A 3,068-nucleotide genomic window follows, 5' to 3' on the forward strand; every position below is an offset into this window, starting at 1 on the left:
AAAAGTGCATCCACCCGAGTTTTTATCGCCGGATAAAAATTTGAGCGTCATTCTTTCCATCGTAGGCCTTTGAAGATGGAAAGGTTGACGCTCTTTTCAGTCTTAGGAGGAAACCCATGAACCAGACCGCAAATCTGCGCACATTCAGCCGCTATGCGTCGCTGAATATGCTCGGCATGATCGGCATTTCCTGCTACATTCTTGCCGACACCTTTTTTGTCTCCCTCGGCACGGGCGCAACCGGCCTTGCCGCACTGAACATTGCCATTCCCGCGTTCAATCTGCTCAACGGACTTGGGCTGATGACCGGCGTTGGCGGCGCGACGCAGTTTTCCATCTGCCGCGCACAGCAGGACACAAAGGGCGCAGACCGCGCGTTTACACATGCGGTTTTTCTTGGCCTTGGTATCGGCGTGCTGTTCCTGCTGCTCGGCGTGTTCGGTGTAGCCCCGCTTGCCCGTCTGCTGGGCGCAGATGCAGAAACCTTTCCGCTCACCAGCGTCTATCTGCGCACGCTGCTGAGCTTTTCGCCTTTTTTTGTCATGAACAATGTGCTGCTTGCCTTTGTACGCAATGATGGCGATCCTGGACGTGCCATGCGCGGTATGGTGATCGGTAGCCTGTCCAATATCGTGTTCGATTATCTCTTTATTTTCCCGCTCGGTATGGGGATGTTCGGCGCAGCGCTTGCTACCGGCGTTTCCCCGATCATCAGTATCCTGCTGCAAATCGGCCACCTGCGCAAACCATCGCGCGGTTTTCATCTGTTGCGCATCCGTCCAAAGCTGCAAGCGCTGCCCGCGCTATGTGCCCCCGGCCTATCGTCCCTGATTGGTGAAGCCTCCTCCGGCGTGGTGCTGCTGCTGTTTAATCTGGTTATGCTGCGCTTGACGGGCAACACCGGCGTTGCCGCTTACGGTATCATCGCCAATCTGGCGCTTGTCGCCATTGCCATCTTTCAAGGCTTGAGTACCGGCATGCAGCCGCTGGTCAGCCGCAGCAGCGGCGAGGGCGACCACGCCGCGCTGCGCCGCTTGTACCGCTACGGCATCCTGACCGCTCTGGGCATTGCCACGCTGTTGTATGTTCTGGTTGCTGCCTTTGCCGAACCGATCTCCGCAGCGTTCAACAGTGCCGGTGATCCCGTGCTGGCGGGATATGCCGTGCCAGGTCTGCGTATTTACTTTCTCGGCTTCTGGTGCGCAGGGTTGAACATCGTATCCGCCACCTTTTTCAGCGCCTCCAACCGCACTGCCGTCGGCTTTGCGATTTCACTGGTGCGCGGTGTGGCTGCCATTCCGCCCATTCTATTTGTGCTGGCGGCCTTGTTCGGTGTCACAGGTGTCTGGGCTTCCTTCCCCACCGTTGAAGCCGTAACAGCCGTTCTGACGCTGGTATGCGTCCGGCGTGCGTTCACTTCCGGCCAAATATGAAGAACAGGCCTTCGGCAATCGCCGAAGGCCTGTTCCTTTTCATTCTGTTATAACGCGTTGACCAGCGATTTGAACAGCTTGCCACGCTCCATAAAATTCTTAAAACGGTCAAACGAAGCGCTTGCCGGGCTCATGATGACCACATCGCCCTCCTCTGCGCGTGCCGCCGCTTCACGCACAGCGGTTTCGAGATTCTCAACCTCCAGAATGGGCGGATGCTCGCCCTCCACCGCCAGCACACAGTCACGAATCTTGGGCGCAGTCGCACCGGTGACCAGCAGCAGCTTGACGTGTTCGCAGATTGGCTCACCGAGCACATCATACGGGATATGCTTGTCATAGCCGCCCGCAATCAGGATCACCTTCTGCTGGAAGGATTCCAGTCCTGCGATCGTGCGCGTCGGGCTGGACGCAATCGAATCGTTGTAATACTTTACGCCGTCCTTCTCGCGCACAAACTCAATGCGATGCTCCACCCCGCCGAACGTGGTCGCTACTTCACGAATATCGTCATCCGAGGCATAGCCCTGCACGATCGCGGCAGCCATCATCATATTGTATACATTGTGCGCGCCGGGAATGCGGATATCTGCCGCCGGCATCAACTCACGCCGCACACCGTTATCCGCAATATAAATTACATCGTCCTTGAGGAACACACCGTTGGCCAGCTCTTGCTTTTTGCTGGTACAGAACAGATTGCCTGACGCATGCAGCGTGCGGGTGACCTCATCATCCAGATTGAGCACCAAACGGTCGTCCTCGGTCTGGTTGAGATAAATGGCCGTCTTGGCCTGCACATACTCGTCAAAATCCTTGTGATAATCCAGATGATTGGGCGTGAGGTTGGTGATTGCCGCCACATGGGGTGAATGCTTCATCCCCATCAGCTGGAAGGAGGAAAGTTCCACGACCGCAAGGTCTTCCGGCTTCATTTCACTCACCCGCGGCAGCAAAGGCGTTCCAATATTGCCGCCCAGATGCACCGTATAGCCCGCGTGCTTTAAAATTTCACTCACGAGCGTTGTGGTTGTCGTCTTGCCGTCCGAACCCGTGACACCGATGATCGGACAGGGACAAACCGCGAAGAACAGTTCCATCTCACTGGTGATTTCTGAGCCGCGCTCGCACGCCTTTTGCAAAAAGTGTGGATGCACGCCCGGCGTGCGGAAAATCACATCCTCATCCAGCGCATCCAGATAATGCTCCCCGAGCACAAAATCCACGCCCAGCGTAGCCAGCGTGGCATAGCCGTCTCCCAACTCGGTTGGGTCCTTTTTGTCATGTACGGTTACCCGCACGCCCGCTGCGCGCAGCATACGGATGAGCGGCATATTGCTCACCCCGGCGCCGATAACCCCGACCCGCTTATCCGACAGGCCGCCAAAATATTGTTCTAAAGCTGTCATATATGCGTACACCGCCTTTTTCACAGGTTACAGTATACAGGATTTTTGTCTATTTTGCAAGTCCGGTTTGACGGAGCGGTTTTTTTGCGGTATACTGATTGTCGTGACTGGTGCTGACGGTCGCGTGCCTGACGGCATGAGGAAAGTCCGGGCTGCACAGGGCAAGGATAACGGATAACGTCCGCCGGGGGCGACCCCAGGAATAGTGCAACAGAGATATACCGCC

Annotated in this window: 2 protein-coding genes; one reads left to right on the top strand and one right to left on the bottom strand. The window is 56.4% G+C overall.

Going from position 1 to position 3,068, the window contains the following annotated elements:
• Positions 1 to 116: 116 nt before the first annotated feature.
• Positions 117 to 1,433 (top strand): MATE family efflux transporter, encoded by a 1,317-nt coding sequence (locus ABGT74_RS06250; RefSeq protein WP_346704890.1) that lies wholly within the window; start codon positions 117 to 119, stop codon positions 1,431 to 1,433.
• Between the two features lie 47 nt (positions 1,434 to 1,480).
• On the opposite strand, the gene murD is transcribed toward ABGT74_RS06250, so the two are convergent.
• Positions 1,481 to 2,842, bottom strand: coding sequence for a UDP-N-acetylmuramoyl-L-alanine--D-glutamate ligase (murD, locus tag ABGT74_RS06255; protein ID WP_346704891.1), 1,362 nt, complete (start codon positions 2,840 to 2,842; stop codon positions 1,481 to 1,483).
• Positions 2,843 to 3,068: the final 226 nt, after the last annotated feature.

It is taken from the genome of uncultured Agathobaculum sp. (genome assembly GCF_963927765.1).
In the GTDB taxonomy this organism is placed as follows: Bacteria; Bacillota; Clostridia; order Oscillospirales; family Butyricicoccaceae; genus Agathobaculum.

Bases quoted from the DNA above. Each gene is read 5' to 3' on its own strand.
- ABGT74_RS06250 (WP_346704890.1), top strand. From the start codon at position 117: ATGAACCAGACCGCAAATCTGCGCACATTCAGCCGCTATGCGTCGCTG.
- murD (WP_346704891.1), bottom strand. From the start codon at position 2,842: ATGACAGCTTTAGAACAATATTTTGGCGGCCTGTCGGATAAGCGGGTC.